The organism is Candidatus Deferrimicrobiaceae bacterium, assembly GCA_036504035.1.
Lineage (GTDB): Bacteria > Desulfobacterota > Deferrimicrobia > Deferrimicrobiales > Deferrimicrobiaceae > JANXPS01.
The window spans coordinates 108,369-133,402 of the sequence record DASXVV010000014.1; the positions used below are offsets into that span (position 1 = coordinate 108,369).

The following is a 25,034-nucleotide window of genomic DNA, read 5'->3' on the forward strand; positions in this document are numbered from 1 at the left end:
GGGGGGGAGGCTCGCCATGCGTTGCTTTGCCATGGACCAGGCGTTCGGCATCGAAGGACTGAAGATGAAGGAGAGGGAGGTTCCAACGCCCGGCCCCGGCCAGATCCTGCTGCGGATGAAGGCCGCGTCGCTCAATTATCGCGACCTGCTCGTCGCGTGCGGCAACTATTCGCGGAGCCTTCCGTTCCCGCTGGTGCCGCTTTCCGACGGCGCGGGAGAAGTGGCCTCGACCGGCCCGGGCGTGACGCAGTGGAAGCAGGGAGACCGGGTGGTCTCGACCTTCTTCCAGGACTGGGAAGGGGGCGAGATCGGAGAGCGGGCCGCGAAATCGGCGCTCGGAGGGGCGCTCGACGGCGTCCTGTCCGAATACGTCGTTCTCGGGGAGCGGGGGGTCGTGGCGCTTCCGGCGGGCCTGACCTTCGAGGAAGGCGCCACGCTGCCGTGCGCCGCGCTGACCGCCTGGCACGCGCTCCGGAGCGGCGACCTGGCCTGCGGGGAGAGCGTGCTGACGATGGGATCGGGCGGCGTCTCGGTCTTCGCGATCCAGTTCGCTAGAGCTTCAGGCGCCCGGGTGATAGCCACGACCGGGAGCGAGGCCAAGATCGCCCGGCTGCAGGCGCTCGGCGCCTCCGACGTCATCAATTACAAGACGGAGCCGAACTGGGAAGCGAATGTGCTCAAGGTCACCGGCCACCGGGGAGTCGACCAGGTCGTCGAGGTGGGAGGTGCGAAAACGCTGGGAAAGTCGCTTAAGGCCGTTCGCCCCGGAGGACATGTCAGCCTTATCGGGGTGCTGGCAGGCGGGGGGGGAGAGGTCAATCCGTTGCCGGCGGTCATGAAGGGCGTCCGGATCCAGGGGATCTTCGTCGGGTCGCGCGAGATGTTCGAGGCGATGAACCGGGCGATCGTACTTCACGGAATCAAGCCCGTCGTCGACCGGGTATTCCCGATGGCCGAGGCGCCGGAGGCCTATCGGTATATGGAGAGCGGCGCGCATTTCGGAAAGGTCGTGATCGCGATCTAGGGCATTCTTGCGTCGATCGCCGAAAGCGCGCTTCGCTTTTCCTCGAGCGCCTCCCACATGGCGTAGGCTTCCGCGATCTTTCCCTCCAGCGTCTCGAGGCGAGATCGGGCTCCGACCACAAGGGACGCATCGTCCCGATAGAAGTCCGGGTCGGCCATCTCCGCATGCAGGGCGTCGCGTTCGGCCTCGAGCGCGGCGATCTTCACCTCCGCCTCGACGATCTGCCCCGGCAATCCCTTGAGTTCGCGCTGTTCCCGGTAGTTCAGTTTGCGCGTCGCGTCGCGCCTCGGGCGTTCCCGGTCGGACAGCGGAGCCGCCGCTTCACCGGGGGCGGCGGTCGGCTTCGGCCGCTGCGCGACCCAGTCCTCGTATCCGCCGATGAATTCGGAAACGGTCCCGTCGGCCGCGATGACGAGCGTGCTCGTCACGACGTTGTCCAGGAAGGCGCGGTCGTGGCTGACGAGAAGCAGTGTCCCGGAATAATCGAGCAGCAATTCCTCGAGCAGATCGAGCGTCTCGATGTCGAGGTCGTTGGTCGGCTCGTCGAGCACGAGAAGATTGAACGGCTTCGTGAACAGCTTCGCCAGTTGTAACCGGTTCCGTTCGCCGCCCGACAGCATGCGGACCGGGCTGCGCGCCCGATCGGGGGGGAAGAGGAAATCCCCGAGATAGCCGATGATATGGCGCGTCCTCCCTCCCACCGTGACCGTGTCGTTGCCGTCGCCGAGGTTGTCGGCGACGCTTTTGTCCTCGTCGAGTTGCTCCCGAAGCTGGTCGGACCAGGCGATCTCGAGCTTCGTGCCGAGCCGGACATGACCCGAGAGCGGCGCCAGGTCGCCGATCAGCGTCCGGATGAGGGTGGTCTTTCCCGATCCGTTGGGGCCGATGATCCCGACCCGGTCTCCCCGCATGATAGTGATCGAGCAATCCCGGACCACGGGCTTTCCCGGATCGTATCCGGCACAGACGCCCGCGGCCTCGACGACGATCCTGCCGGACACCGTCGCATCGGTCGCCTGCATGCGAACCGTGCCCGTCAGTTCCCGCCGGGCTCTTCTCTCTTCCCGCATCGACTTGAGCGCGCGGACGCGGCCCTCGTTGCGCGTGCCGCGGGCTTTGATCCCCTTGCGGATCCAGGCCTCTTCCTCGGAGAGCCGCTTGTCGAATTTCGACCACTGGACACTCTCGGCCTCGAGGGCGGCCGCGCGCCGCTCGAGGAACGTGTCGTAGCCGCATCCCCAGTCGAAAAGACGCCCCCGGTCGAGCTCGACGATCCGCGTCGCCACCCTGCGCAGGAACGTCCGGTCGTGTGTGACGAACAAAAGCGTCGGGCCGCCGCGCAGAAGGAACTCCTCGAGACGGGCGATCGCCTCGATGTCGAGGTGGTTGGTGGGCTCGTCGAGCACCAGGAGGTCGGAGCCGTGGCACAGCGCCCGAGCGATCAGGACTCGCCTCCGGACGCCTCCCGAAAGTACATCGAAGTCCGCATCGGGATCGAGATCCAGCCGCGAGATCGCCTTGTCGGCTTCCTGCTGGATGGACCACCCCCCGCAGGCGCCGAGCGCGTCCTGGACGCGCGAAAGCTCCCGCATCCAGCGGTCGTCGTGCCGGCCGGGAGGAAGCGTTGCGATCCGATGGTGTTCCGCGAGCAGGCGGGACAGTTCCCCGTTTCCCCCGCAAACGATGTCGTAGACCGTGCCGGACAGGCCGGGCGGGGCCTCTTGCGGCACGAGTGCGACCTTGAGCCCCTGCTGTCGGACGACCTCTCCGCCATCCGGCGGGAGATCTCCGTTGACCAACTTGAGAAGCGTCGATTTCCCGGTGCCGTTGCGCCCGATGAGGCACACGCGTTCCCCCGGCTCGATCCGGAAATCGACCTGCTCGAGCAGCGGCGGTCCGCCAAAAGCCACGCTGATGCCGCGCATGTTCAAAAGTGCCATGGATGCTCCTCGATCGGTTAATTTTTCATTTTCCATCGCCCAGGCCGATTTCGCAACTCGACGTCGAAAGGAATAATGTGCGGTATTCTGCATCGCGTGACCCGAACAGGACTATAATTAATCTGCCGGAATTGGAGATGCGAGATGGCCAGAATCGCGATCGTCGTCGTTTGCCTGTTCCTGCTGGCGCTGCCGGTGGCCGGAGCCGGGGATCCCGGCGACAACGAGATCCGGGCGAGCGGGTTCGTTTGCCGCACCATCTCGGTTCGCTCGGTCGCGGTCGTCACCCCGTTGACCGGCGTCTTCATCCCGGGGGCGCAGATCCGGTTCTTCGACGACACAGGGAACGTGTGCGGCACCGGGACGGTTCGTAGCGCCTATTCGGACCTGGCCTACGTCGCCGTCGATAACGTCTCGGTCGAGGCGCTCAAGAAAGGCTTCATCGCATCCGCCGGCAGCGGCGACAATGAAGCAAAGATGCTCTGCGGGTACTCGATGAACCTGCCCATGGTGATCGAGAAGGGGAAGGAGGGGGGGCACACCGTTCCCCCCAACGTCGTGCGGATCAAGTACCACGACGACTCGACCAAGCCGGTCTGGTTCCGGCATTTCAAGCACGACATGGAGTGCCGGACCTGCCACCACCGGGTGCTCGACGCGAAGTGCGATTCGTGTCACCCGATCGCCCGGCGGACCGGTAATCCCGAAAAGTGCCTCCGGGAGATTTGCACGGGCTGCCACAAGGAGCATGAGGACAAGACTTCCGAGTGCGGGTGGTGCCACAAGGACAAGCCCCCCTCTTCGAAGAACGGCAAGAACGGGGGGAAGTAGCCTTCCTGCCCGAAGTCAGTCGTTCTTCTTCAGCCGCTCAAGGAAGAAGGCGGCGCGCTCGCGAAGCGCCGGATCGGGGTCTTCGAGAAGCTTTTCGAGCGGCGAGAGTTCTTTGGGCGCGTTGTTCTGGATCGCCAGGGCGGCGGTTATCCGGACGATCGGGTTCTCGTCGGAAAGCGCCTTCCGCATCACGTCGAGCGCTTCGGGAAATTTCGAGAGAGTAAGGATGTTCGATGCCCGGACCTTGACGTCAGGGAATGGGCTCTTGAGCGCCGCGAGCAGGATTTCGACGGAGCGGTTGACTCCGATCATGCCCACAGCCTCGGTCGCGATCTCACGGACGTTCCATTTGTCGTCCTTCATCGTCACTGCAAGGCCTTCGAGCGCCTCGGGGTTCTTCAGCTCTCCCAGAAGGCGCGCCGCGTTCATCCGGTTGTACCAGTTCGGATCCTTCAACGCGGCGATTGCGTATTTCAGCGATCCGGGCGCTTTTCTTTCCTGCACAAGCTTGGTCAGCGCCCGGCTCCGGGCCAAAGAATCGGGGCTTTCGAGCGTTTCCGTCAACTCTTCGATGGTCTGTTCCGCCGGGGGCGGGGCAGCTGCCGGGGCGGTTGTGGCGCAAAGGGCCACGAGCAGCGAGATGAGGATGGATGTCAGCCGGGCACGACTTCGGGGTGTGGCTCTCATGTCGGTTGAGTGAAATCGCACAGGGTCCTCCATAAATATCGGTTGGCCTGATCCTACAGCAAATCCCGTTCCCGTCAAATCCCCCGGGCGGCAAATTGCGACCCTAGACCCGGATTTGAGGTCACAATCTGTGACTTCAAACACAGGGTGCGGACGTAATCGGAAAGATTACAATCTGTGATCTTAGACGTCGGGGGCGGCTGTATGACCCTTGAGATTGTCCCGTATAAAATGTACACTATGTACAGATTTGGGAGGTGACACATGAAAATTGTATCCACGGTGAAGGCAAGGGAGACGTTTTCCGAAGTCGTTAACCGGGCGGCATTCGGCAAGGAAAGGGTAGTCCTCACCCGGCACGGCAAAGGGCTCGCGGCGGTCGTTCCCATCGAGGACCTGCGACTACTCGAAGCAATCGAAGACGAACAGGACATTCGAGACGCGCGGAAGGCACAGCGGGAGATTGCCAAGAAAGGCACGGTTCCTTTCGCTGACGTTAAAAAGGAACTCGGGCTGTAACCGATGGCCTAATCGGTCGAACTTTCCCCGGCGGCTGTCCGGCAACTTCGGAAACTGTCCGAACCCGCGCGCAAACAAGTCGGGAAGGCAATCGACAAGATAGCGGAATCCCCCCGGCGTCGGGGCGTAAAGAAGCTGGCGGGAACGGAGGACCTCTACCGGTTCCGCGTCGGGGATTACCGCGTGGTGTTCACGGTCGAAGGCGAAAAGCTGATTGTCGTCGTGGTGAAGATCGGCGACAGGAAAGAAGTGTATCGGTAGGCGGAAGGCCTCGGCGCAAGAGAAAACGGAACTGGTCACAGATTGTGACCGGCTCCCCATTCCGGGGATGGGCCGCCGCTGATCCCGGTGGCCGACAAGCGGGGTACCTCACCCCGTTTCCCCGGATCACCTTCGAGGATCGCAAGGAGGAAGCGGAACCGATTCCCCCCCCCAACAATACCCCCAGCAAGGAACCTCTTCCCGTGCCTTGGCCCCGCTTGCTCCCCCCGTAATTCTTACTCCGAACCATCGGGCCGGAACTTCTTCCTTTCTGTCGAGGAAGCCGGGGCGCTGCTGGCGGCCTGCCATTCGCACCATCGGCCCGTCGTGCTTTGCGCGCTCGAGACCGGCATGCGGAAGGCGGAAATTTTCGGGCTGCGATGGTCCGACATTCGAAACGGGATGGTCTACCTGCCGGGGGACCGGACGAAGAACGGGAAGCCGCGTGAGATCCCCGTCTCGAACCGGCTGGCGGAGGAGCTGAAACGGCTTCGGCGCCGCCAGGCTGAAAGATGAAGCGGTATGCGCACCTGACGCCGGAGCACAAACGGAAGGCCGTCGAGATGTTGCCGGAATGGAAGACGGCGGAAGTTACATGCCCCAAAACTGCCCCAAATGCGGGATGACAAGAAAAAAGGGCCACGGGGGGAACCCCGTAACCCTTGGATTTACTTGGTGCCGAAGGGGGGATTTGCCTCCGCGGCCCGCACATCCTGTGCGCGCCGCTCCGGCCCGGGTCGCCGGCCTTCCGCCTGCATCCATGCAGGCTGATCCTCGCTATTCGCTCGGCGGCGGTCTCCCGTTCAAATCCCCCCCTTCGGCATAGGGAAAACGAAAAAGAGCCCCGCGATTTTCGTCGTGGGGCTCTCAACATTTTCTGGTGCCGAAGGGGGGATTTGAACCCCCACGAGCTTGCACTCACCAGACCCTGAATCTGGCGCGTCTGCCAGTTCCGCCACTTCGGCACGCTTGGAAAGCGGGATTAACGATTATAGCAAACGATTTATCCGATTCAAGCGATAAGTTGGGAATCGAATCGCGCCCTGCGCAATCCGGCAGGGATGCCGGTATGATTGTCTGGAAACGCAGCCCCTCCCGGAATGGCAACGGGTGCTGCGAAGGGGGAAGCGTGACGAGGGACCAGGCTTACTGGGAACGGTGGCTCAAGGCCAATGCCGACCGGCTTCGGGGCGATATGCAGACGGCCAGGGACTGGTACAAGGCGGCTGAGGTCGAGAAGGGGGAGCGGCGTGCGTTCAAGGCGGCGCTGCGCGGCCTCGGGGAAGAAGGCGTGCGGAGCCGCAAGGGCCACAATGTCACCGGCCCCCGGAATGCGCGCGGCGCAAAAACGCATGGCGGAACGGCCGCGACCGGGGAGTCGGGGGGCAGGAAAAATGAGGCAAGCGACGGCGCCGTATGGGAGGGGCACCTTCGCGTGACGCGGGAAGGGCGCTTTCTCGTCGTTCCCGAATTGCCGGATGCCCCCGCCGTGCGCGTGTCGGGCGACGACCTGGGGGACGCGTTGCCGAAGGACCGGGTCCAGGTCCGGCTCGAGTCCCCGCGCCGCCGGGGGCCTGCCGCCGCGCCGCAGGGGCGCATCGTCCGCGTCGTCGAGCGCGGCATCCGCACGTTCGTCGGCCGGTTCGCCCCGGTCGGCACGCGCAGCTTCGTCCGTTACCGGGACCGGGAGGCCGATCTTCACCTCCCCGTCGAGGTGCCGCGCGGGCTTTCGCCCGAAGCGAACGACCTGGTGCTGGCCGAGATCACCGACTACCCGTCGAAGGGGCGGGAAGGCCGCGCGACGTTGATCCGCGTGCTGGGACGCGAGCACACGATGGACACGCTCTTCCTGGCCGTGACGCACGCACGCGAGCTGCCCGTCGAATTTTCCCGGGAGGCGCTCCGGGAGGCGGACGCCCTGCCTCCCGAGGTGCACTACTCCCCCGGCGCGGACGCGGAAGCCCTCCCGCGCGTCGACCTGCGCCACCTTCCATTCGTCACGATCGACGGAGACGACGCCCGCGACTTCGACGACGCGGTGTGCCTCGTCAAGGAAGGGAAACGGCGCACGCTCTACGTCGCGATCGCCGATGTGGCCCATTATGTGCGCGTCGCCTCCCCGATCGACCGCGACGCGTACGCCCGCGGCACCAGCGTCTATTTCCCCGACCGCGCAGTTCCGATGCTGCCGCCAGCGCTGTCCGAAGGGTTGTGCAGCCTCAAGCCCGGCGTGGACCGGCTGACCATGACGGCCGAGATCCCGATCGACGCCGAAGGGAAGACGGGCAAGCCCTCGTTCTGTGCCTCCGTCATCCGAAGCCGCGAGCGTCTCACCTACGCCCGGGTCCACGACTTCCTCGCAGGGAAACCGGAGGCGCGGGAAAAGGCGGCGATTCCGCCGGAGGTGGCGCCGATGCTTGGCGATATGGCCGCGCTGGCGGACGCGCTGACCCGTCTCCGGTCCGGCCGCGGGTCGCTCGATTTCGATCTGCCCGAGGCGCGCATCGGCGTCGAAGGGGGGAAGCCGGTGTCCATCTCGGTCGACCCGCGCTGGGAATCGCACCGGCTCATCGAGGAGTTCATGCTGCTGGCGAACACCGCGGTCGCCGAATTCCTTTCCGACCGGGGGCTGCCGTTCCTATTCCGGATCCACGAGCCGCCGACCGAGGAGAAGATCGAGGCGTTCGAGAACGCCGCTGCGAAGTTGCTGAAGCGCGTCCGCGTCACCGAGCGCAAGGACCTGGCCGCCCGGCTGCAGGCCTGGGTCGCGCTGGCCAAGGGCGGCAAGTACGAGAAGCACGTCAGCATGCTGATGCTCAGGAGCCTCATGCTCGCCAGGTACACCCCGGAGCGCATCGGCCACTTCGGACTGGCGCTCGCCCGGTACACCCATTTCACCTCGCCGATCCGGCGCTACCCGGACCTGATCGTCCACCGGATGCTCATGGCCGCCCTGGGCGACCGGGAACAGACCGACTACGTCCGGCATCTCGAGGAAAACGGGGAAAGCGTCGGGGAACAGCTGTCCGGCCGCGAGCGGGCGGCGACCGATGCCGAGCGCGACCTCGAGCGGCGCGCCAAGGCGCTCTTCATGGCCGGGCACATCGGGGAGACCTTCACAGGAGTCGTCTCCTCCATCGTCCGTTTCGGTTTCTTCGTGGAGCTCGACGCGCTGCTCATCGACGGGTTCGTCCACGTCTCGACGCTGCGGGACGACGATTACCGCTATTCCGCCGACGCGAACGAATGGGTCGGCAGCTATCGCCGCCGCCGGTTCGCGCTGGGCGACCGTGTTTCCGTCCGCGTACGGCGAGCCGATCCGGACCGGGGGGAGATCGACCTGCTCCTCGATCAGCCGACCGCGGGGATAATGGCGCGATAGCATACCTGCGGAACCGGAACAGGAGATCGGCGGGCCTATCGCCTTCTGCAATGTGCAGCGGCATATTGCTATAATTTCCTTTGCCGGATTGTTAAAGTGATTCGTCCCCTGACCTCTACGTTGCATGACAATCGCCGGGCCCGAATTATTCAGGGAAACCAATGCTGAAATCCGTCCGGAAATCCGCTTTTCTCTGTTTCCTTTGCGCCTGCTGGGTCCTTCCCGGACTTTTCAACCATGAACCATGGAAGGCAGACGAACCGTATTCTTTCGGGATCGTCCATCACATCCTTCAGACTGGCGACTGGGTGGTCCCGACCGTGGCCGGCGAACCGTTCATGGAAAAACCGCCCCTCTATTATCTGACGGCTGCCTTGTTCGCACGTTTCTTTTCCCCCCTGCTCCCGCTCCACGATGGCGCTCGTCTTGCGAGCGGTTTCTTCCTCTTCCTTGCGTTCCTGTTCGCCGGGCTCGCGGGGAAACGACTGTGGGGAAAAGGGCAGGGAGCGACGACCGTTGCCTTGCTTCTCGGATCCGCGGGCCTGTTGCTGAATGCCCACCAGATGATCACGGATACCGCCTTGTTCGCCGGGTGCTCCATCGCGATCTTCGGTCTCATCCTCTCGGAAGAGCGGCCGGTCGCGGGCGGGGGATGGTTGGGCCTGGGCGTCGGAATCGGGTTTCTGTCCAAGGGGCTTCTGGCCCCGGGGATCTTCGGTCTGTCGTCGCTTCTTCTCCCTGCCTTGTTTCCATCCTGGAGGACGCGGAGGTACGCGCTCTGCCTCGCTATCGCAACGTTGTCAGCCCTTCCTTTTCTGGTGGTTTGGCCCGTTGCCTTGTACTTGCGGTCACCCGATCTGTTCCGGGGCTGGCTGTGGGTGAACAACTTCGGCAGGTACTTTGGGTTCTCACACCTTGGTCCCCGAAAAACTGGAACCTATCTCCTGCTGCTCTTCTATTTCGCGTTCCCCGCGTACCTCTTTGCCGCTTGGGCTCTTTGGCGGAAAGCGCGCGGCGGAAGGCGGGAACTGGCATCCATCGCGGTTCCCCTGGTGGTGTTTCTCGTGATGCTGGCAGTACTGGAGCTTGCATCGGATGGTCGGGACCTGTACGCGCTCCCCTTGTTGCTCCCTCTTTCGATGCTGGCCGCCTCGCTCGTCCCTGCGCTCCCCCCATGGTCTTCCGCGATCCTGCACAGACTTAGCACGGTTGTTTTTCTGATTGTGATCCTGACGTTATGGGCCGGGTGGTTCGCACTGAACACGGGGCATCCGATGGCGCTTTGGGATTGGCTGCATCGCACCCATCCTGCGTATATTCCTTCCTTCCGTCCTCTTGCCATCGTCGTTGCGGCCTTCTTCACCGTGTCATGGCTCCTGCTGGTGCTGGTCCCCCGTAACTCCGGGATACCCGACGGCGAGCGGGCTGTGGGCTCCTGGGCAACCGGCATGTCGCTATCGTGGGGAATAGCGATGGGAATCCTGCTCCCGTGGCTCGACGCGGGAAATTCATATCGGGACATGATGGTCTCGTTGGGCAAAGCCATTCCGGCGGGAACGCAGGAAATCGCAGGAATCTCGGTATGGGAAAGCTCGCGTGCGATGCTTGATTATTACATCGGAGTAAAAGTCCGGCAGGTCGCACCGAAAGATCGGGATCAGTACGACTTTCTGTTGGTGAGAGACAATCCAGACGGGAATGAGCAGGCCGGCGCTGGCTGGAACAAGATTTGGGAAGGTGCAAGACCGGGCGATACAAAAGAGGTATTCCGCCTGTACAGCAGGAATGAAGAACCGGACAAGAGATTTTCGATCACGTCAATCCGCATGAAGACAAAACCGAAAAAGGTGCAGCGGATTCAAGGAACCGGAAAATGAGGCTCCAGCGGGGGTTTTAACTCATTGGATTGCCTGCGCCTTGTCCTAATCGTTGAAAAGCTTCCGGATTCACTCTAGAATTGATAGATTCCGGAGGGACCATGCCCAAGAAAATCCTGCTCGCCGAAGACAGCCTTACAATCCAGAAGGTATTCGAGCTGACGTTCGCCCAGAGCGATTTCGCGTTGACGATGGTCGACAACGGCGTCGATGCCGTCCGTCTCGCGGCCGAGATCTTGCCCGACCTGGTGATCGCCGACGTCACGCTCCCGGGCAGGACCGGGTTCGAGGTGGCGAGCGACCTGTCCGGCGTCCGGGGATGCCCCGTCCTGGTCCTTTCGGGAAGCCTCGGCCCCTTCGACGAGGAAACCTTCAAGAGCAGCGGCGCCAGGGGTGTTCTTTTCAAACCCTTCGAGTCCCAGGAACTGATCGACAAGGTCAACGAGATGCTGTCGGCCGCCGAGGTCGCCACCGAGGCGAGCGCCGGGCAGGCTGCGGCGCCCGGCACCGAGGAGTGGGATTTCAGCGATGTCCTCGAGGAGGTCGAGGGCGGGCCCGGCAAGCCGCCCGCCGCGTTCCTCCAGCGCGACGTCCCGCCCGGCGCCCCCGTCGCCGGCGATGCGATCGAGCTCGACGAGTTCGATGTGTCTCTGGAAGAAATCGAAGCACCAGAGCAACCGCCGGCTCCGGAATCCGGAAATGCCCCCGGCCTCCTCGAAACCGAAGCGGTGGTCGCCGAGCCGCCATTCACCATCGAGACGCCCTGCGAAGACGAGCCCGCCGGCATCACCGACATCTCTCCCGCGCTCGCCTCTGTCGAGGAACTCGAAGAGATCGAGGACCTCGAAGAGATGGAGCTGCTCCACAAGGAGACCGAGGGTCCGCTGGCGGTCGAGCCGCCTCCGGCGCCCGCTGCGGCGCCCGAATCCGAGGCCGTTGTCGAAGAGGAAGCGGAACTGGCGCTCGAGGCGCTCGATGCCGACTTCGAGTCCTGCGCGATGGACGAGGGCGAGCCCGAGCACGATCCCGAGGTCGCCTTGCAACCCGAGGAAGACCTCGAGGCGATCGCGGAACCTGCGCCCGTGGCTGTTCCGGTTCCGCCTGCCGGCGCAAATGCCGAGATCGCAGCCGCCGAAGCGTTGCGCGAGCAGTTTTCGGCGCGGGCCCGCGAGATCGTCGAGAAGGTCGCCACCGAGGCCGTCGAAAAGGTGATGTGGGAGTGGATGGACCGGCTGTCCATCGAGTTCACCGAGCGCATCCGGGAATCGGTCGAATCGGTGGCGTGGGACGTCATCCCGAAGACGGCCGAGGCGCTGATCCGCGACGAGATCGCGCGGATCCGGCAACAGGAAGGAAAGCAGGGCGAATCCAGATGACCCAGGAACTCGACAAGGCGTATGACCCCAAGAAAGGCGAGGAGCGCTGGTATCCGTACTGGACCAGTCTCGGGCTGTTCCACGCCGACCCCGCGAAGGAAGGCAAGCCCTACACGATCGTTATTCCGCCCCCCAACGTCACCGGGTCGCTCCACATGGGGCACGGGCTCAATATCACGCTTCAGGACGTATTGGTGCGTTACCACATGATGCAGGGCGACAACACGCTCTGGCTCCCGGGCACCGACCACGCCGGCATCGCGACCCAGAACGTGGTCGAGAAGCTGCTGGCGAAGGAAGGGAAAAGCCGTCAGGACGTCGGGCGCGAGGCGTTCATCGAGCGCGTCTGGCAGTGGAAGGCCGAGAGCGGCGGCACCATCATCAAGCAGCTCAAGCGGCTCGGCGCGGCGTGCGACTGGGACCGCGAGCGATTCACGATGGACGCGGGGCTGTCCCGGGCCGTGCGCGAGGCGTTCGTCCGCCTGTACAAGAAGGGGCTCATCTACCGCGGCAACTACATCATCAACTGGTGCCCCCGGTGCCATACGGCGCTCTCCGACCTCGAGGTCACCTTCGTCGAGACCAAGGGCACCCTCTACCACATCCGCTACCCCGAATTCGGCGGCAACGGCTACGTGGTCGTCGCGACGACCCGGCCAGAGACGATGCTGGGCGACACCGGCGTGGCCGTCCACCCGAAGGACGAACGGTACGCGGGGCGCATCGGCACCACGCTCCGCCTGCCGCTGGCCAACCGTCCCATCCCGCTGCTGGCCGACGAGATGGTCGACCGCGAGTTCGGCACCGGCGCGGTCAAGATCACCCCGGCGCACGACGCCAACGACTTCGAGGTGGCGCGCCGCCACGAGCTCCCGTCCGTCCGCGTCATCGACGAGTCCGGGAAGATGACCGCCGAGGCCGGGGAGTTCGCCGGCATGGACCGCTTCGCCTGCCGCGACACGGTGGTCGAGACGTTGCGGATGCAGGGGCTCCTCGAGAAGGAAGAGCCCTACCTGCACAACGTCGGTCACTGCTACCGATGCAACACGGTCGTCGAGCCGTATGAGAGCCTCCAGTGGTTCGTCAAGACCAAGCCGCTGGCCGAGCCCGCGATGGCGGCGGTCCGCTCGGGAGAAACGCGCATCGTTCCGGCGCAGTGGGAGAAGACCTACTTCGAATGGATGGAGAACATCCGCGACTGGTGCATTTCCCGCCAGATCTGGTGGGGGCACCGCATTCCGGCGTGGCACTGCAACAAGTGCGGCGCGGTCATCGTCGAGATGGAGGATCCGACCGCGTGCCCGCAATGCGGCACGGCCGACATCCGCCAGGAGGATGATGTTCTCGACACCTGGTTCTCCTCGTCGCTGTGGCCTTTCTCGACGCTCGGTTGGCCCGAAAAGACGGCCGAGTATGACCGATATTACCCGACCTCCACCCTCGTCACCGGCTTCGACATCCTCTTCTTCTGGGTCGCCCGAATGATGATGATGGGCATCGAGTTCACCGGCAAGGCGCCGTTCGCCGACGTCGTCATCCACGCCCTGGTGCGCGACGCCAAGGGCGAGAAGATGAGCAAGACGCGCGGGAACGTCATCGACCCGCTCGAGGTGATCGACCGGTTCGGAACCGATGCGTTCCGCTTCACGCTGGTCGCGCTGGCCGCTCAGGGACGCGATATCCGGATGTCCGACGAGCGGGTCGAGGGCTATCGCAATTTCATGAACAAGCTCTACCAGTCCGGCCGATTCGTCCGGATGCACGTCGACGAGGACACCGCGCTTTCGCTGCCGGAAAAGCTGTCGGTGGTCGACCGCTGGATCCTGTCCCGGCTGCAGCGCGCCATCGACGCGGTCCGGAAGGGAATCGACGAATTCCGCTTCAACGAGGCGGGGTCTGCGTTCTACCAGTTCGTCTGGCACGAGTTCTGCGACTGGTACCTCGAGATGATCAAGCCGTCGCTCATGCCCGAGGCCGACGCCCAGGTGCGCCAGGACCAGCGGGCCGTGCTGCTCCATGTGTTCGAATCGATCCTCGCGCTCGGGCATCCATTCATCCCGTACCTCACCGAGGAAGTGTGGCAGTCGCTTCCGGGCCGCCGGGGCACGATCATGAAACAGTCCTACCCCTCGGCCGATGCCGACCTGGTCGACGTGAACGTCGAAGACGACATGGGGCACCTGATGGAGGTGATCCGGGCCGTCCGCAACATGCGCAGCGAGCTCAACATCGCGCCTGCACGCAAAGTCGAGGTGCGCCTCAAGGGTGAGACGGAATCGCTCGATTTCCTGCGCGACCACGAGGAGATCCTGGACCGTCTCGCCCGGGCCGAGAAGGTTTCGTACATGGATCCCGACTACATCCCGGTCCAGGACGCCACTGCGGTCGTCGACGACATCGAGGTATGCCTGCCGCTGGCGGGCCTGATCGACTTCGCCGTCGAGGCGGCTCGCCTGCGCAAGGAGATCGAGAAGGCCGAGGGCGAGCTCAAGGTGCTCACGGCCAAGCTCGGGAACGAGCAGTTCGTCGCCAACGCGCCCGCCGACATCGTCGGGGCGCACCGGCAGCGCCGGGAGGAGCTCGACGAGAAGCGCGCCAAGCTCTCGAAGAACCTCGACCTGGTGTCGCGCTACCTGTCGTGATCGTTCCCGTCGAGTACGAGGGACTCGTCCGCGCCGCCCTGGCCGAAGACGCACCCTATGGCGATCCGTTCGGGGCGATGTTCCAGGCGCCCGGCCGGGCGCTCCTCCTCTCCCGGGATGTGGGCGTGTTCTGCGGCGGTCCGGTCGGGGTCGAGGTGTTCCGGCAGCTGTCGCCCGAGGTCTCGGTCAAGTTCCTTGCCGAGGGGGCTACGATCGGGCCCGACGACGTGGTCGGCGAGATCGTCGGACCCCTGTGGGCGTTGCTGCGCGGCGAGCGGGTCGCGCTCAATTTCGTCCAGCGCCTTAGCGGCATCGCCACGCTGACTGCACGATACGTCCGGATCGCCGCGCCCCACGGCGTGCGCATCCTCGACACGCGCAAGACAACGCCGCTGCTTCGCGCCCTCGAGAAATACGCCGTCCGCACCGGCGGCGGCGTAAACCATCGCAACTCGCTCTCGGACGGCGTGCTGATCAAGGAAAACGGCATCCGGGCGGCGGGCGGCATCGCGGCCGCGGTCGCCGCGGCGCGGAAGGCGGTTCACCACCTTTGCCGCGTCGAGGTCGAGGTCGAGACGCTGGCCGAGGCCGACGAGGCGGTGGCGGCGGGCGCCGACGGGCTGCTGCTCGACAACATGTCGCCCGAGAACGTCCGCGATGCGGTAGCGCGCCACGGCGCCCACCTCTTCATCGAGGCTTCCGGCGGCATCACGCTCGACACGCTCGAATCGTACGCCCGGACCGGTATCGCCAATATCGCGATCGGGGCGCTCACCCATTCGGCGCCGGCCTTCGACATCTCCTTCGAGGTCGTCGCGTGAGAGGCTTCTTTCTCGCCTTGGCTGTGGGGGGGGGCCTGCTGCTGGCTGCGGCAGTTCAGGCTGCAGCGCTTCCGGCCGACGGGATGAGCAGCGGCGCGTTGACGGGGTTCCGTCTCGTGGACGCGACGGCGGCATCGGTCAACGGGGAGATCATCTTTCTCTCCGACGTTTCCCGCGAGGCCTGCCTCGAGCGGTGCCGTGCATTCCCGGCCGACGCTTCCGACAACGTCTCGATGGTCGACGCCCGGAAGAAGCTGATCTACAACCGGCTCATTCTGCAGGAGCAGCGGAAGCTGTCTCTCGGGGCGGTCGACAACGTCGCGCTCGCGGCCACGACGGCCGATGTGGCGAAGCGCATCGGTGCGTGTTCCGATCCGTGCGCGAGAGAATTCAGCGCCTCCGGAGTCCGCGCGATCGTCTCCGACCGCTTCCTCGTAGACGAGTTTCTCGAGAAACGGGTGTCCGTCTTCATCGAGATCCCGGACGAAGAAGTCCAGCGCGAGATCGGGAAACGCGCGACGGCCGAAGGGAAAGACCCCGAATCCTATTCCGAGGACGCGGTCAGGGCCGATCTCCGGCGCGAGCGGTCCCGGCTCGAAGTGCAGAACTGGTATTACAAGGCGGCGGCGGGCGCCCGGATATTCCTGTCTCCCATGGAGGAGAAATGAGCAAAGAACTGTACACCCTGACGGTCAAATCCGATTTCGCGGCAGCGCACCGGCTGCGGGAATACGACGGGAACTGCGAGCGGCTCCACGGCCACAACTGGCTCGTCGAAGTCTCCGTCACGACGGGAACCCTCGATGCCCGTGGCATGGCGGTCGATTTCCGGGTCATAAAAACGGCCCTCAACGAAGTGCTGGGGCAGCTCGACCACGCCTACCTGAACGACGTCTCACCGTTTTCCGAGATCAACCCCTCCTCCGAAAACATCTCCCGGTTCATCTACGACGAGGTGACCGGCCGTATGCCCCCGACGGTCCGCGTCTCAAGCGTAGTCGTCTGGGAATCCACCGATGCACGGGCCGAATATTCCCGCGTCGACTGATGGCCTGCCCGCCCGGGCCTCGGGTTGGCACCGAGTGTTGAATTGTTAAACAAGCCGTTGAATAAATATACACTTCGCAACATGCCGGAATATAAAGACTATTCCAGATCCCCTCCCATCATGTAAAGAAATGGATACAACCCGCTCCCGCGGGCGTTTTGCCGTCCGGACGAATCGGAACAAATAATCCTTACAAAACGATATGTTATGCCTCGCCTTTTCTGCAGGCCGTTTTGGGCATGTCCGATGCACAAGAGGAGTGCAGCGGAATGGCCCGCTAAAAGGAGGTGAGAAAAATGGCATATCTCCTGATCGGCATCGTCATGTTGCTCGTCGGAACCTCGAACCCTGGCAGGGCGTAGCGGGAGGCAACCATGAAAGAAGGTCAGTGTCCATTTCTCGAAGTGACCACAGTGACCTTTTGCAAGGCTTTTCCGATGCGAAAGATGATCCCTGTGGACAAGAACTCGCCCCAGAAGGGGATGTGCAACGGGACCGGCTTTCGCAAGTGCATGACCTACAAGGACCGCGGGGGAGGCCGGGTGGAGGAGTGCGAGCGGATCCGGGGATTTTCGCAGAAATCGGACTACTATCTCCATCCCCGGCACGTCTGGGTCTCCCTCTCCGACGAATGCCGCACGAAGGTCAAGGTGGGGATCGACGATTTCGCCCAGAAGCTCATCGGGAAGGTCGACCGGATCTCCCTCCCCGCCGAAGGATCGGTCGTCAAGGAGAACAGCATCTGCATGATTCTCCATGCAGGTCCACGGACCGTGCGGATGGTCGCGCCGCTCGACGGGGTGGTGCTTTCGACCAACCCGAGGTTGACGAACGATCCTTCGGCCGTGAATCGCGCGCCCTACGAGGACGGCTGGATTCTCTCCATGTCGTCCACCGGAGAAGGCATCAAGCGGCTGTTTCATGGTGGAGCAGCGCGTAGCTGGTTCGAATGGGAAGTGGAAAGGCTGCAACGGCTCCTGTCTCCCGGCGCGGTCGCCACGGCGGCCGACGGGGGGGAATGCCTGGCGGATCTCGGGAGCCGGATGAACGAAGCGCAGTGGGATGAGTTGTCGGCCCTGTTCTTCGGCTAGCGCCAAAGGGTCGGACGCGCAGGTTCCACTCACAGGAGAAGGAGGTCTGGTCATGGTGTTCCTGCTGGTTCTTCTGACGATCGTGGTCGTGATTTGCGTTCAGCAACTGGCCCGCGTGATCGAGCAGCATCGTTTGGTGGGGCCGGCCACCGCGTTCCGCGGGATCGCCGCCGCCGGGCAGACGTTCGTCCACGAGGGGCACACGTGGGCCCGCCTCGACACGTCGGGCGAGGCGAAGATCGGCATCGACCATTTCCTGATGAAGGTCCTTGGGGGCGCCGACCGGGTCTCGTGCCCAGCCCCCGGCCGGATCGTGAGCCAGGGCGAGCGGATCTTCTCGGTCTGGCGCAACGGCCGTGAGGTCGAGCTGGTCTCCCCGATCGAGGGCGTCGTCGTCTCGCTGAACGAGAGCGCGGATCTCAACACGGAAACGGCGAAGAAGGATCCTTACGCCGCGGGATGGCTGTTCTCGATCCGGCCGCGGAATCTGGCGGAGAGTCTCAGCCACGTCCGCAGTCTCGAGCAGGCGGCCGGCTGGTTCGACAGCGAGGTGAAGCGCTTCTCTACATTCCTCGTCGAGGGTTCGGTCCGTTACGCCGGCGTTGGCGCGACGATGCAGGACGGCGGCCAGTATCCCGCCGGCATCATCGAAAAAATGGGCGAGGAGCAGTTCAAGGCGTTCCAGCGCCGTTTCCTTTCCCGAATTTAACCCGGGGGTCATTGCAATGAGCATGAACCGCAGGAACTTTCTGAAGTTCGCCGGACTGGCAGGCGGCACGATCGCAGCCGCGACGGCGGGAAAGGCCCTCGCCGCAGGAACGGGAAGCGGCGGGGGAGCCGTCGGAAGCGAAACCGAATTCGTAGGGATGCTCGTCGATACCACAAAGTGCATCGGTTGCCGAAGCTGCGAGGAAGCGTGCAACCAGGCGAACAACTTGCCGGCCCCCAAGGAGTCGTTCTCCTCGGAGGAAGTATTCAAGCTTCGCCGCGACACGACGCCCGAGGCGTTTACCGTCGTCAACCGGTACGAGAACCCGAAAGACCCGAGCAAGCCGATCTTCGCACGGAAGCAGTGCATGCACTGCAACCAGCCGGGCTGCGCCTCCGCCTGCCTGGTCCGTGCGCTCGAGAAGAAACCGGAAGGGCCGATCGTCTACAACAAGGAACGGTGCATGGGATGCCGCTATTGCATGATCGCCTGCCCCTTCGACATCCCCAAGTACGAGTACCAGAGCGCCACCCCCTTCGTGAAGAAATGCATCTTCTGCTATTCGCGCCTGAAGAAAGGTGAAAAGCCGGCGTGCGCCGAGGCCTGCCCGGAAGGGGCGACGCTGTTCGGCACCCGTCGCGAACTTCTCGAGGAAGCGCGCCGGCGGATCTACACCGAGCCGGACCGATACCACAACAAGGTCTACGGCGAGCACGAGGTCGGCGGCACCGGATGGCTCTACCTGTCCAGCGTCCCGTTCGAGAAGATCGGGATGAAGACGAACCTCGGCACCACGCCGCTTCCCGAGCACACCTCCGGGTTCCTGTTCGGTGTACCGCACGTGTTCGTCCTCTGGCCGACGCTTCTTGCGGGCCTCGCCTACATGAACCGGGACAAGGGAGACGACGGGCAGGGAGGGGGCAAAGGCCATGAGTGAACGGACAGCAACAAACAACATCCGCGTGGTGAAGGACGCGCCGAAATCCTTCTCTGAAAATTTCCGGGAGTTCCTGACGTTCATCCGGAGCGAGCTGAAGCCCAAGGGGCCGGTAATCACGAAGTTCAACGTCATCAGCGGCATCATCATCGTCGTCGGGTTCGTCCTGATCGGCCTGCGTTTCTGGAAGGGGCTGGGCGCGACGACCAACTTGTCACAGGAATATCCGTGGGGAATCTGGATCGGCTTCGACGTCATCACCGGCGTCGCGTTCGCGGGCGGCGCCTACGTCCTGACCTTCGTCGTCGACATCCTTCGGTTCAAGAAATACGAGCCGATCCTGCGGGCCACCGTGCTCAACGGATTCCTGGCCTACTGCTTCTACGCCGGGGCGCTCCTGCTCGACTTGGGGCGTCCCTGGAACGTCGTGAACCCGATCATCGGGAACGGGTTCGGCTTCAGCTCGGTACTCTTCCTGGTCGCCTGGCACTTCCTGCTCTACACGCTCTGCCAATTCCTGGAATTCTCGCCGGTCGTCGCCCAGTGGCTCGGCTGGCCCCGGGTCAAGAAGATCGTCCAGGGAATGACGACGGGCGCCGTGATCTTCGGGATCACGCTCTCGACGCTGCACCAGTCCGGCCTCGGCGCGCTCTTCCTGCTCGCCCCGACCAAGATCCACCCGCTCTGGTACTCGCACAACATCCCGATCCTGTTCTTCGTTTCGAGCGTGTTCGCCGGCCTTTCGATGGTCATCATCGAGAGCACGTTCACGCACAAGATCTTCGCCGACAAGGTCGGCCACACGCTGCACGCCAACCATGACGACATCCTGCTGGGCCTGGGCAAGGGGTGCGCCGGCGCGATGTTCGCCTACCTGTTCCTCAAGGTGATCGACCTGATCCACGGGCAGCACTACGATCTTCTTCTCACGCCGATGGGCTACTGGTATCTGCTCGAGATGATCGGGTTCATCGTGCTTCCGATGATCCTGTTCATCAAGGGAGTGACCTCCCGGAACGTGAAGCTAGTGCAGACCACGGCCTTCGTGACCGCGATCGGGATCATCATCAACCGGCTCAACTTCTCGGTCATCGCCTTCAAGTGGGATTCGGCGGTGCACTATTACCCGAACTGGATCGAGGTGTGGGTCACCGCGACCGTGATCTGCCTCGAGATCTGGGCGTTCCGCTGGGTCATCAATCGCATGCCGATCCTGCAGGACCACGAACATGAGGGAGCGGTGGAAACGGAATCCATCCCGTCCAAGGAGGCTTCGAAATGGAAGGTTTTAGCTTCGTAGACATCTATGCCACGAAGGGGATCGAATATCTCCTGACGATCGCGTTCCTTTCCGGCTTCCTGTTCTTTGCGGTGCGGTTCCTGTTCCGGGTGGCCAACGCGCCGCCGGCTCCGATCGAGGCCCGCGAGGAGTCCGTCGACTGGTTCCGGGTTCCCCAGGGGCTCTTCTTTCACCGGGGGCACGGCTGGCTCAAGCGCGAAGACGCCGACGTCGTCCGGCTCGGGATGGACGACTATGCCCGGAAGCTGGTCGGAAGCGTCAACGCGATCGACCTGCCCGAGGTCGGGACGTCTCTTGCCCAGGGCGAGACCGGTTGGGGGTTCAAGGTCGACGGCAAGACGATCCCGATGCTTTCGCCGGTCGGCGGCCGCGTGATCGCGGTCAATGCTGCGGTGCTGTCCGACCCCAAGCTCCTGTCGGGCGATCCGTTCGGGGAAGGGTGGCTGCTGAAAGTGAAGCCGTCCAAGCTCTCGACCGACCTGAAGAACCTTCTGTCGGGCGATCTCGCGCGCCGCTGGATCGAGGGCGCGGTCGAATCGCTCCGGATCGAGTCGGGCGCGACCGTCGGCGCCACCATCCAGGACGGCGGCATCCCGGTGGACGGCATCGCACGCGCGCTCTACGGCGAGGAATGGATCGAGCGGGTGAAGGAGCAGTTCCTCACATCGGGCTGAGGCGGGTCCCCTGTTCGATCCGGCAGTCCGGCCGGCCTCCTGGAAAATCACACGGGGGGCCGGCGGTCGTTTGGGCGGAGCGCGCGGCGGGGAGGGGCACCCGGGGGATCAGGCTTCCTCCTCGGGCTTCCGGAGGTTGTACTTCTTGATCTTGTTGTAGAGCGTCACCCGGTCGATGTCGAGCACGCTGGCCGACTTGAGGACGTTCCAGTGGTTGCTCTCGAGGACAAACCGGACATGCTCCAGCTCGACCTCCTCGAGCGAGCGTCCGAAGACCGACACCTTCTCGGGCGTGGTCGGCAGATGGAGGTCGGCCTCTGTGATGCTCTTCCCCTTGGTCACAACCATCGCGCGTTCGATCACGTTGCGCAGTTCACGGGCGTTTCCGGGCCAGTGGTAGTCCATCAGCATCCGGATCGCCGCTTCGCTGACGCCCTCCACGGACTTTCCCATCTCGATGTTGAATTTCTCGATGAAGTTCTCGACGAGGACGGGGATGTCTTCCTTGCGCGACCGCAGGGGGGGGATTTGGAAAGAGATGACGTTGAGCCGGTAATACAGGTCGTCCCGGAACTTGCCATCGGCGATCGCCTTCTTGAGGTCCCGGTTGGTGGCGGCGATGATGCGAGAGGTGATGGTGAGGAGCTGGGATCCGCCGACCCGGCGGAACTCCCGGTTCTCGAGGACGCGGAGCAGGTCCATCTGGAGCTTGAGGCTGATGTCGCCGATCTCGTCGAGGAAGAGCGTGCCGTTTTTGGCCAGCTCGAGCTTCCCTTTCTTGAAGCCGTCGGCGCCGGTGAAAGAACCCTTCTCGTGGCCGAACAGCTCGGTCTCTAGCAGCGTCTCGGTCAGGGAGGCGCACGAGACGGAAACGAAGGGCTCGTGCTTCCGGGGGCTCTCCTCGTGGATGGCCCGGGCCAGCAGCTCCTTGCCTGTCCCGCTCTCCCCCTGGACCAGCACGGTCGAATTGCTCTTGGCGATCGTGCGCACGAGGTCGAAGATCTCGGTCATCTCGTGGTTCTTGCTGATCATGTCGTGCAGCCGGTACTGCTTCTTGAGCTCCTTGCGCAGGTACTGGTTTTCCTGGACGAGCTTCTTGTGCTCGATGATCTTCTTGATGACCATGGAGACGTCTTCGGGGTTGAACGGCTTGACGATGTAGTCGTGCGCCCCTTTCTTGATGGCCTTGACCGCGGTGTCGACCGTGGCGTAGGCGGTCATGATGATGACGGAGATCTCGGGGCGGACCTTCTTGATCTCGTCCATCAGCTGGATCCCGTCCATCCCCGGCATCTTGAGGTCGACCATGGCAAGCGTCCAGTCGCGTTCGGGCAGTTTCTCGAGCGCCTTCTTCCCGTTGGCGGCGCACTCGACGTCGTAGCCGTCCTCCTTGAGCCAGTTCATGAGCGATTCCCGGACGATCTCCTCGTCATCGACAATCAGAATGTTGATCTTCCGTTCCATGCGCCCTACCTCCCGCCGTTCATTGTCGCGAGTATCGTCTCGAAGCATTGCCGGCAATATCCGCTTCCCTTGAGGTCCACGTCCATGATCGTATTCGACAGGTACATGAGGCAACGCCTGTCGTGGCAGTGCACGAGCCCGAAGTTGTGACCCAGCTCGTGCAGGCTTTCCTTGTGAAGCCGCCCGAAGAAGAGCCTCTCGTCGTGGGGAAGCCCGTGGAACGTCTGCTCGAGCCGGGCGAGCGAGACGATCGAAGCCGTCCCGCCGAGTTGCGCCTCCCCGAAGACGTACGTCAGGATGGGGATGTGGAGGTCCTCCGCGATGATCCCCTGTATCTTCAGAGCGTCGCCCGGAACCTCGAGCAGGATCTCCTTGAGGATCCGGGTGGAGTGAAACTGGCCTCGCGCGGGGTCGAAGCTTTCTCCGGGAATCTCCATGTTCTCCATCACTTCCACTGGCATATTAAGGTAAGACCTTAGGTCATGTTGCAGCCAGTGGATCGCTTTGGGGGCGATGTCACCGACCGGCCTGATGTAGATTGCCCGCTTGATGTTTTCCGCTCCCCGTCAGCCTTCGATCGGCAGGATGACGGTCATGCGGGTCCCGACGCCCACGGTGCTGTCGATCCCGATCGAGCCGTTGTGCTTCTGGATGATGCCGTTCGCGACGGAGAGGCCAAGGCCCGTCCCCTTGCCCTTGGTCGTGAAGAACGGGTCGAAGATCTCCTGGATGCTCTCCGGCTTGATCCCCGACCCCGTGTCGGCGATGTCGATCCGGATCGTGGCGTCGTCCCCTCGGAAGCGGCAGGCGATCGTCAGCGTCCCTCCGTTGTCCATCGCCTCGACAGCGTTGACCATCAGGTTGATCAGCACGTTCTTGATCTGGGACGGGTCGGCGCTGATCCTCGGGATGGGCTCGATATCCTTGTGGACCGAGACGGAGTTCGCTTCCAGCTTGCCCTGGATCAGCGCAAGCGACTCCTCGATGAGTTCGTTGGCGTCGGTTGGCTTCTTGGTTGGATCCTTGGGCCGGGAGAACTCGAGGAGGTTGAGGACGATCCCCGTCGTCCGCTCGACCTCGCGCCCCATCGTGCCCAGGTATTTCTCGCAGTCGCCCATGAGCCCGTTCCCGGGGCCGTGCTCCTTCAGCTTGCGCTGCAGAAGCTTGATGTAGGTGTAGACGCCGGTCAGCGGGTTGTTGATCTCGTGGGCGACGGTCGCCACGATCTTCCCCAGGGCGGTCAACTTCTCGCCCTGCAGCAGCTTGGCCTGCGTCGCCTCGAGCTCATCCGCCTTCTCGGAATACCGCTGCTCGAGCTGGTCCATGTACTCGATCACCTTGTCGTTCGCCCCCGACAGCTTCTCGGTCATCTGGTTGAAAGAGCGGGCCAGAAAGCCGAGCTCGTCGTTGGAATGGACGGGAATGACGTGCCGGAGCTCGCCGTTCGCGACGATGATGGTGCCTAGGAAAAGGTCCTTGATGGGCCGGTTCAGGAACCGGTTGAGGACGACGACGACGATGATCGCGATCATGGCGATGAAGGCGGCGTTCAAGAGGACGATCTGGCGGCGTGCGACGGCCAGGCTCCGGTCGACGTCGCTCAGCGACTGGGTGATGTCGATGACGCCCAATACCCGCTGGGTAGGGGGGTGGACATGGCAGTCGGCCAGGGAGCAGTCTTTTTCATTGTAGATCGGATTGATCATCCCGAGAACGCGGTGGCCGTCGGTCGACTTGAAGATGCGGGTGCGCTCGCGGGCGACCATCTCCCGGCGGGGGCCGCCCCCGCTGTGGCAGCCCAGGCAGGCCTCGGTGCGCTTGTCGGCCATGGCGCCTTTTTCGGCGGCGTTGGTCGAGAACACGATCCGGCCTTCCCGGTCGTAGATCCGGACCCGTTCGATGCCCTCTTGCTCGCCGATCGTCTTCATGATCCGGTAGGCCTGTTCCTTGCGGTTTTCCATCATCTCGGTGCGGATGGATTGCCGGATCGTGTCGCTCAGCTTGAGGGCGGTGCTTCGGATGGTCTGGTCGAAGTGGATCTGCTGGAAGCGGAGGGAGATGTAGGCCTGGTAGCCGTTGATGACGCAGACGGCGAGGGCGATGTGGATGAAGAGCTTGCCGCCGATGGTCTGGTACCACCGGATATGGTGCAACCGCTTCATCGTGTCGATGCCCGCCCTTCTCGTGCGAGAACCGGTTATTTCAAGCGTGCGTCAAGAGGCCTGGTTTGCCTCGGCAGCGTTGAGCGCCTCGAGCAGCGTTTTCAGGTCGATCCCGTGGACCCTGGCGCCGTGTTCGACGTTTTCGTAGGCCGAGAGCTGGCACTCGGCGCAGTCGATGCCGAACCGCGAGAATACGGGGATCGTCTTGGGGCAGTTTCGGAGCACATCTTCGATCTTCATCTCTTTCGTGATCATCGTTTCCCTCGCCCACGGGTAGTTCGTGCCCGAT

The 25,034-nt window shown here is 63.5% G+C and carries 22 protein-coding genes and 1 tRNA gene; 16 read left to right on the plus strand and 7 right to left on the minus strand.

All coding sequences use genetic code 11. The features are described 5' to 3' along the window. Positions 1-16: 16 nt before the first annotated feature. Positions 17-1,024 carry an NAD(P)-dependent alcohol dehydrogenase gene (locus VGK27_12965; GenBank protein ID HEY3491014.1) on the plus strand — a complete coding sequence of 336 codons (1,008 nt, stop codon included), beginning with the start codon at positions 17-19 and terminating at the stop codon, positions 1,022-1,024. Here VGK27_12965 and VGK27_12970 read toward each other — a convergent pair. Continuing rightward, on the minus strand, positions 1,021-2,964 hold the full coding sequence (locus tag VGK27_12970) for an ATP-binding cassette domain-containing protein (protein HEY3491015.1): 1,944 nt from the start codon (positions 2,962-2,964) through the stop codon (positions 1,021-1,023). The genes VGK27_12965 and VGK27_12970 overlap by 4 nt on opposite strands. A gap of 144 nt (positions 2,965-3,108) precedes the next feature. Here VGK27_12970 and VGK27_12975 point away from each other — a divergent pair, with 144 nt between their 5' ends. Continuing rightward, entirely contained in the window at positions 3,109-3,795 is a 687-nt protein-coding gene (locus tag VGK27_12975; GenBank protein ID HEY3491016.1) for a hypothetical protein, read from the plus strand. A 15-nt stretch (positions 3,796-3,810) separates the two neighbouring features. Here the strand turns inward: VGK27_12975 and VGK27_12980 are convergent, their stop codons facing one another. Beyond that, a complete protein-coding gene (locus VGK27_12980) occupies positions 3,811-4,503 on the minus strand; it encodes a HEAT repeat domain-containing protein (protein HEY3491017.1) in 693 nt (230 codons plus the stop codon). A gap of 243 nt (positions 4,504-4,746) precedes the next feature. Here VGK27_12980 and VGK27_12985 point away from each other — a divergent pair, with 243 nt between their 5' ends. Both VGK27_12985 and VGK27_12990 read left to right on the plus strand, forming a co-directional pair. After that, positions 4,747-5,001 (plus strand): type II toxin-antitoxin system Phd/YefM family antitoxin, encoded by a 255-nt coding sequence (locus tag VGK27_12985; GenBank protein ID HEY3491018.1) that lies wholly within the window; start codon positions 4,747-4,749, stop codon positions 4,999-5,001. A gap of 348 nt (positions 5,002-5,349) precedes the next feature. Further along, positions 5,350-5,778, plus strand: coding sequence for a tyrosine-type recombinase/integrase (locus tag VGK27_12990; protein ID HEY3491019.1), 429 nt, complete (start codon positions 5,350-5,352; stop codon positions 5,776-5,778). Between the two features lie 362 nt (positions 5,779-6,140). Here the strand turns inward: VGK27_12990 and VGK27_12995 are convergent. Further along, positions 6,141-6,227, minus strand: a tRNA-Leu gene (locus VGK27_12995). Positions 6,228-6,391: 164 nt separating this feature from the next. On the opposite strand from VGK27_12995, the gene rnr reads away from it, so the two are divergent. The 12 genes from rnr (at position 6,392) to VGK27_13055 (ending at position 21,119) form a co-directional block, all read left to right on the plus strand. Then, the gene (gene rnr, locus VGK27_13000; GenBank protein ID HEY3491020.1) at positions 6,392-8,644 is read left to right on the plus strand and encodes a ribonuclease R; all 2,253 of its coding nucleotides are present in this window, start codon (positions 6,392-6,394) and stop codon (positions 8,642-8,644) included. A 161-nt stretch (positions 8,645-8,805) separates the two neighbouring features. Further along, positions 8,806-10,521 (plus strand): hypothetical protein, encoded by a 1,716-nt coding sequence (locus tag VGK27_13005; GenBank protein ID HEY3491021.1) that lies wholly within the window; start codon positions 8,806-8,808, stop codon positions 10,519-10,521. 101 nt (positions 10,522-10,622) lie between these two features. After that, a complete protein-coding gene (locus VGK27_13010; protein ID HEY3491022.1) occupies positions 10,623-11,897 on the plus strand; it encodes a response regulator in 1,275 nt (424 codons plus the stop codon). Next, a complete protein-coding gene (locus VGK27_13015; GenBank protein HEY3491023.1) occupies positions 11,894-14,539 on the plus strand; it encodes a valine--tRNA ligase in 2,646 nt (881 codons plus the stop codon). Before VGK27_13010 ends, VGK27_13015 begins: the two co-directional genes overlap by 4 nt. Next, positions 14,536-15,360, plus strand: coding sequence for a carboxylating nicotinate-nucleotide diphosphorylase (nadC, locus tag VGK27_13020; GenBank protein ID HEY3491024.1), 825 nt, complete (start codon positions 14,536-14,538; stop codon positions 15,358-15,360). Before VGK27_13015 ends, nadC begins: the two co-directional genes overlap by 4 nt. Continuing rightward, a complete protein-coding gene (locus VGK27_13025) occupies positions 15,357-16,028 on the plus strand; it encodes a hypothetical protein (GenBank protein HEY3491025.1) in 672 nt (223 codons plus the stop codon). The genes nadC and VGK27_13025 overlap by 4 nt, the downstream gene beginning before the upstream one ends. After that, entirely contained in the window at positions 16,025-16,408 is a 384-nt protein-coding gene (gene queD, locus VGK27_13030; protein HEY3491026.1) for a 6-carboxytetrahydropterin synthase QueD, read from the plus strand. Before VGK27_13025 ends, queD begins: the two co-directional genes overlap by 4 nt. 437 nt (positions 16,409-16,845) lie before the next feature. Further along, on the plus strand, positions 16,846-17,499 hold the full coding sequence (locus VGK27_13035) for a glycine cleavage system protein H (GenBank protein ID HEY3491027.1): 654 nt from the start codon (positions 16,846-16,848) through the stop codon (positions 17,497-17,499). A 52-nt stretch (positions 17,500-17,551) separates the two neighbouring features. Further along, positions 17,552-18,208 carry a glycine cleavage system protein H gene (locus VGK27_13040; protein HEY3491028.1) on the plus strand — a complete coding sequence of 219 codons (657 nt, stop codon included), beginning with the start codon at positions 17,552-17,554 and terminating at the stop codon, positions 18,206-18,208. A 22-nt stretch (positions 18,209-18,230) separates the two neighbouring features. Continuing rightward, positions 18,231-19,145 carry a 4Fe-4S dicluster domain-containing protein gene (locus VGK27_13045; GenBank protein ID HEY3491029.1) on the plus strand — a complete coding sequence of 305 codons (915 nt, stop codon included), beginning with the start codon at positions 18,231-18,233 and terminating at the stop codon, positions 19,143-19,145. Further along, the gene (gene nrfD, locus VGK27_13050; GenBank protein HEY3491030.1) at positions 19,138-20,445 is read left to right on the plus strand and encodes an NrfD/PsrC family molybdoenzyme membrane anchor subunit; all 1,308 of its coding nucleotides are present in this window, start codon (positions 19,138-19,140) and stop codon (positions 20,443-20,445) included. Before VGK27_13045 ends, nrfD begins: the two co-directional genes overlap by 8 nt. Next, the gene (locus tag VGK27_13055; protein ID HEY3491031.1) at positions 20,424-21,119 is read left to right on the plus strand and encodes a hypothetical protein; all 696 of its coding nucleotides are present in this window, start codon (positions 20,424-20,426) and stop codon (positions 21,117-21,119) included. Before nrfD ends, VGK27_13055 begins: the two co-directional genes overlap by 22 nt. A gap of 108 nt (positions 21,120-21,227) precedes the next feature. On the opposite strand, the gene VGK27_13060 is transcribed toward VGK27_13055, so the two are convergent. From VGK27_13060 to VGK27_13075, 4 genes are read right to left on the minus strand one after another with little or no spacing between them, the layout of a single operon-like run. Then, positions 21,228-22,583: a sigma-54 dependent transcriptional regulator gene (locus VGK27_13060; GenBank protein ID HEY3491032.1), complete on the minus strand. Its 1,356-nt coding sequence runs from the start codon at positions 22,581-22,583 to the stop codon at positions 21,228-21,230. Positions 22,584-22,588: 5 nt separating this feature from the next. Continuing rightward, a complete protein-coding gene (locus VGK27_13065) occupies positions 22,589-23,134 on the minus strand; it encodes an archaemetzincin family Zn-dependent metalloprotease (GenBank protein HEY3491033.1) in 546 nt (181 codons plus the stop codon). Between the two features lie 15 nt (positions 23,135-23,149). Next, entirely contained in the window at positions 23,150-24,745 is a 1,596-nt protein-coding gene (locus VGK27_13070; protein HEY3491034.1) for an ATP-binding protein, read from the minus strand. 51 nt (positions 24,746-24,796) lie between these two features. After that, a complete protein-coding gene (locus tag VGK27_13075) occupies positions 24,797-25,000 on the minus strand; it encodes a DUF1858 domain-containing protein (GenBank protein ID HEY3491035.1) in 204 nt (67 codons plus the stop codon). Between the last annotated feature and the right edge of the window lie 34 nt (positions 25,001-25,034).

Coding starts and splice junctions, on each gene's coding strand:
- VGK27_12965 (HEY3491014.1), top strand. CDS start 17: ATGCGTTGCTTTGCCATGGACCAGGCGTTCGGCATCGAAGGACTGAAG.
- VGK27_12970 (HEY3491015.1), bottom strand. CDS start 2,964: ATGGCACTTTTGAACATGCGCGGCATCAGCGTGGCTTTTGGCGGACCG.
- VGK27_12975 (HEY3491016.1), top strand. CDS start 3,109: ATGGCCAGAATCGCGATCGTCGTCGTTTGCCTGTTCCTGCTGGCGCTG.
- VGK27_12985 (HEY3491018.1), top strand. CDS start 4,747: ATGAAAATTGTATCCACGGTGAAGGCAAGGGAGACGTTTTCCGAAGTC.
- VGK27_13005 (HEY3491021.1), top strand. CDS start 8,806: ATGCTGAAATCCGTCCGGAAATCCGCTTTTCTCTGTTTCCTTTGCGCC.
- VGK27_13010 (HEY3491022.1), top strand. CDS start 10,623: ATGCCCAAGAAAATCCTGCTCGCCGAAGACAGCCTTACAATCCAGAAG.
- VGK27_13015 (HEY3491023.1), top strand. CDS start 11,894: ATGACCCAGGAACTCGACAAGGCGTATGACCCCAAGAAAGGCGAGGAG.
- queD (HEY3491026.1), top strand. CDS start 16,025: ATGAGCAAAGAACTGTACACCCTGACGGTCAAATCCGATTTCGCGGCA.
- VGK27_13035 (HEY3491027.1), top strand. CDS start 16,846: ATGCGAAAGATGATCCCTGTGGACAAGAACTCGCCCCAGAAGGGGATG.
- VGK27_13040 (HEY3491028.1), top strand. CDS start 17,552: ATGGTGTTCCTGCTGGTTCTTCTGACGATCGTGGTCGTGATTTGCGTT.
- VGK27_13045 (HEY3491029.1), top strand. CDS start 18,231: ATGAACCGCAGGAACTTTCTGAAGTTCGCCGGACTGGCAGGCGGCACG.
- nrfD (HEY3491030.1), top strand. CDS start 19,138: ATGAGTGAACGGACAGCAACAAACAACATCCGCGTGGTGAAGGACGCG.
- VGK27_13055 (HEY3491031.1), top strand. CDS start 20,424: ATGGAAGGTTTTAGCTTCGTAGACATCTATGCCACGAAGGGGATCGAA.
- VGK27_13060 (HEY3491032.1), bottom strand. CDS start 22,583: ATGGAACGGAAGATCAACATTCTGATTGTCGATGACGAGGAGATCGTC.
- VGK27_13070 (HEY3491034.1), bottom strand. CDS start 24,745: ATGAAGCGGTTGCACCATATCCGGTGGTACCAGACCATCGGCGGCAAG.
- VGK27_13075 (HEY3491035.1), bottom strand. CDS start 25,000: ATGATCACGAAAGAGATGAAGATCGAAGATGTGCTCCGAAACTGCCCC.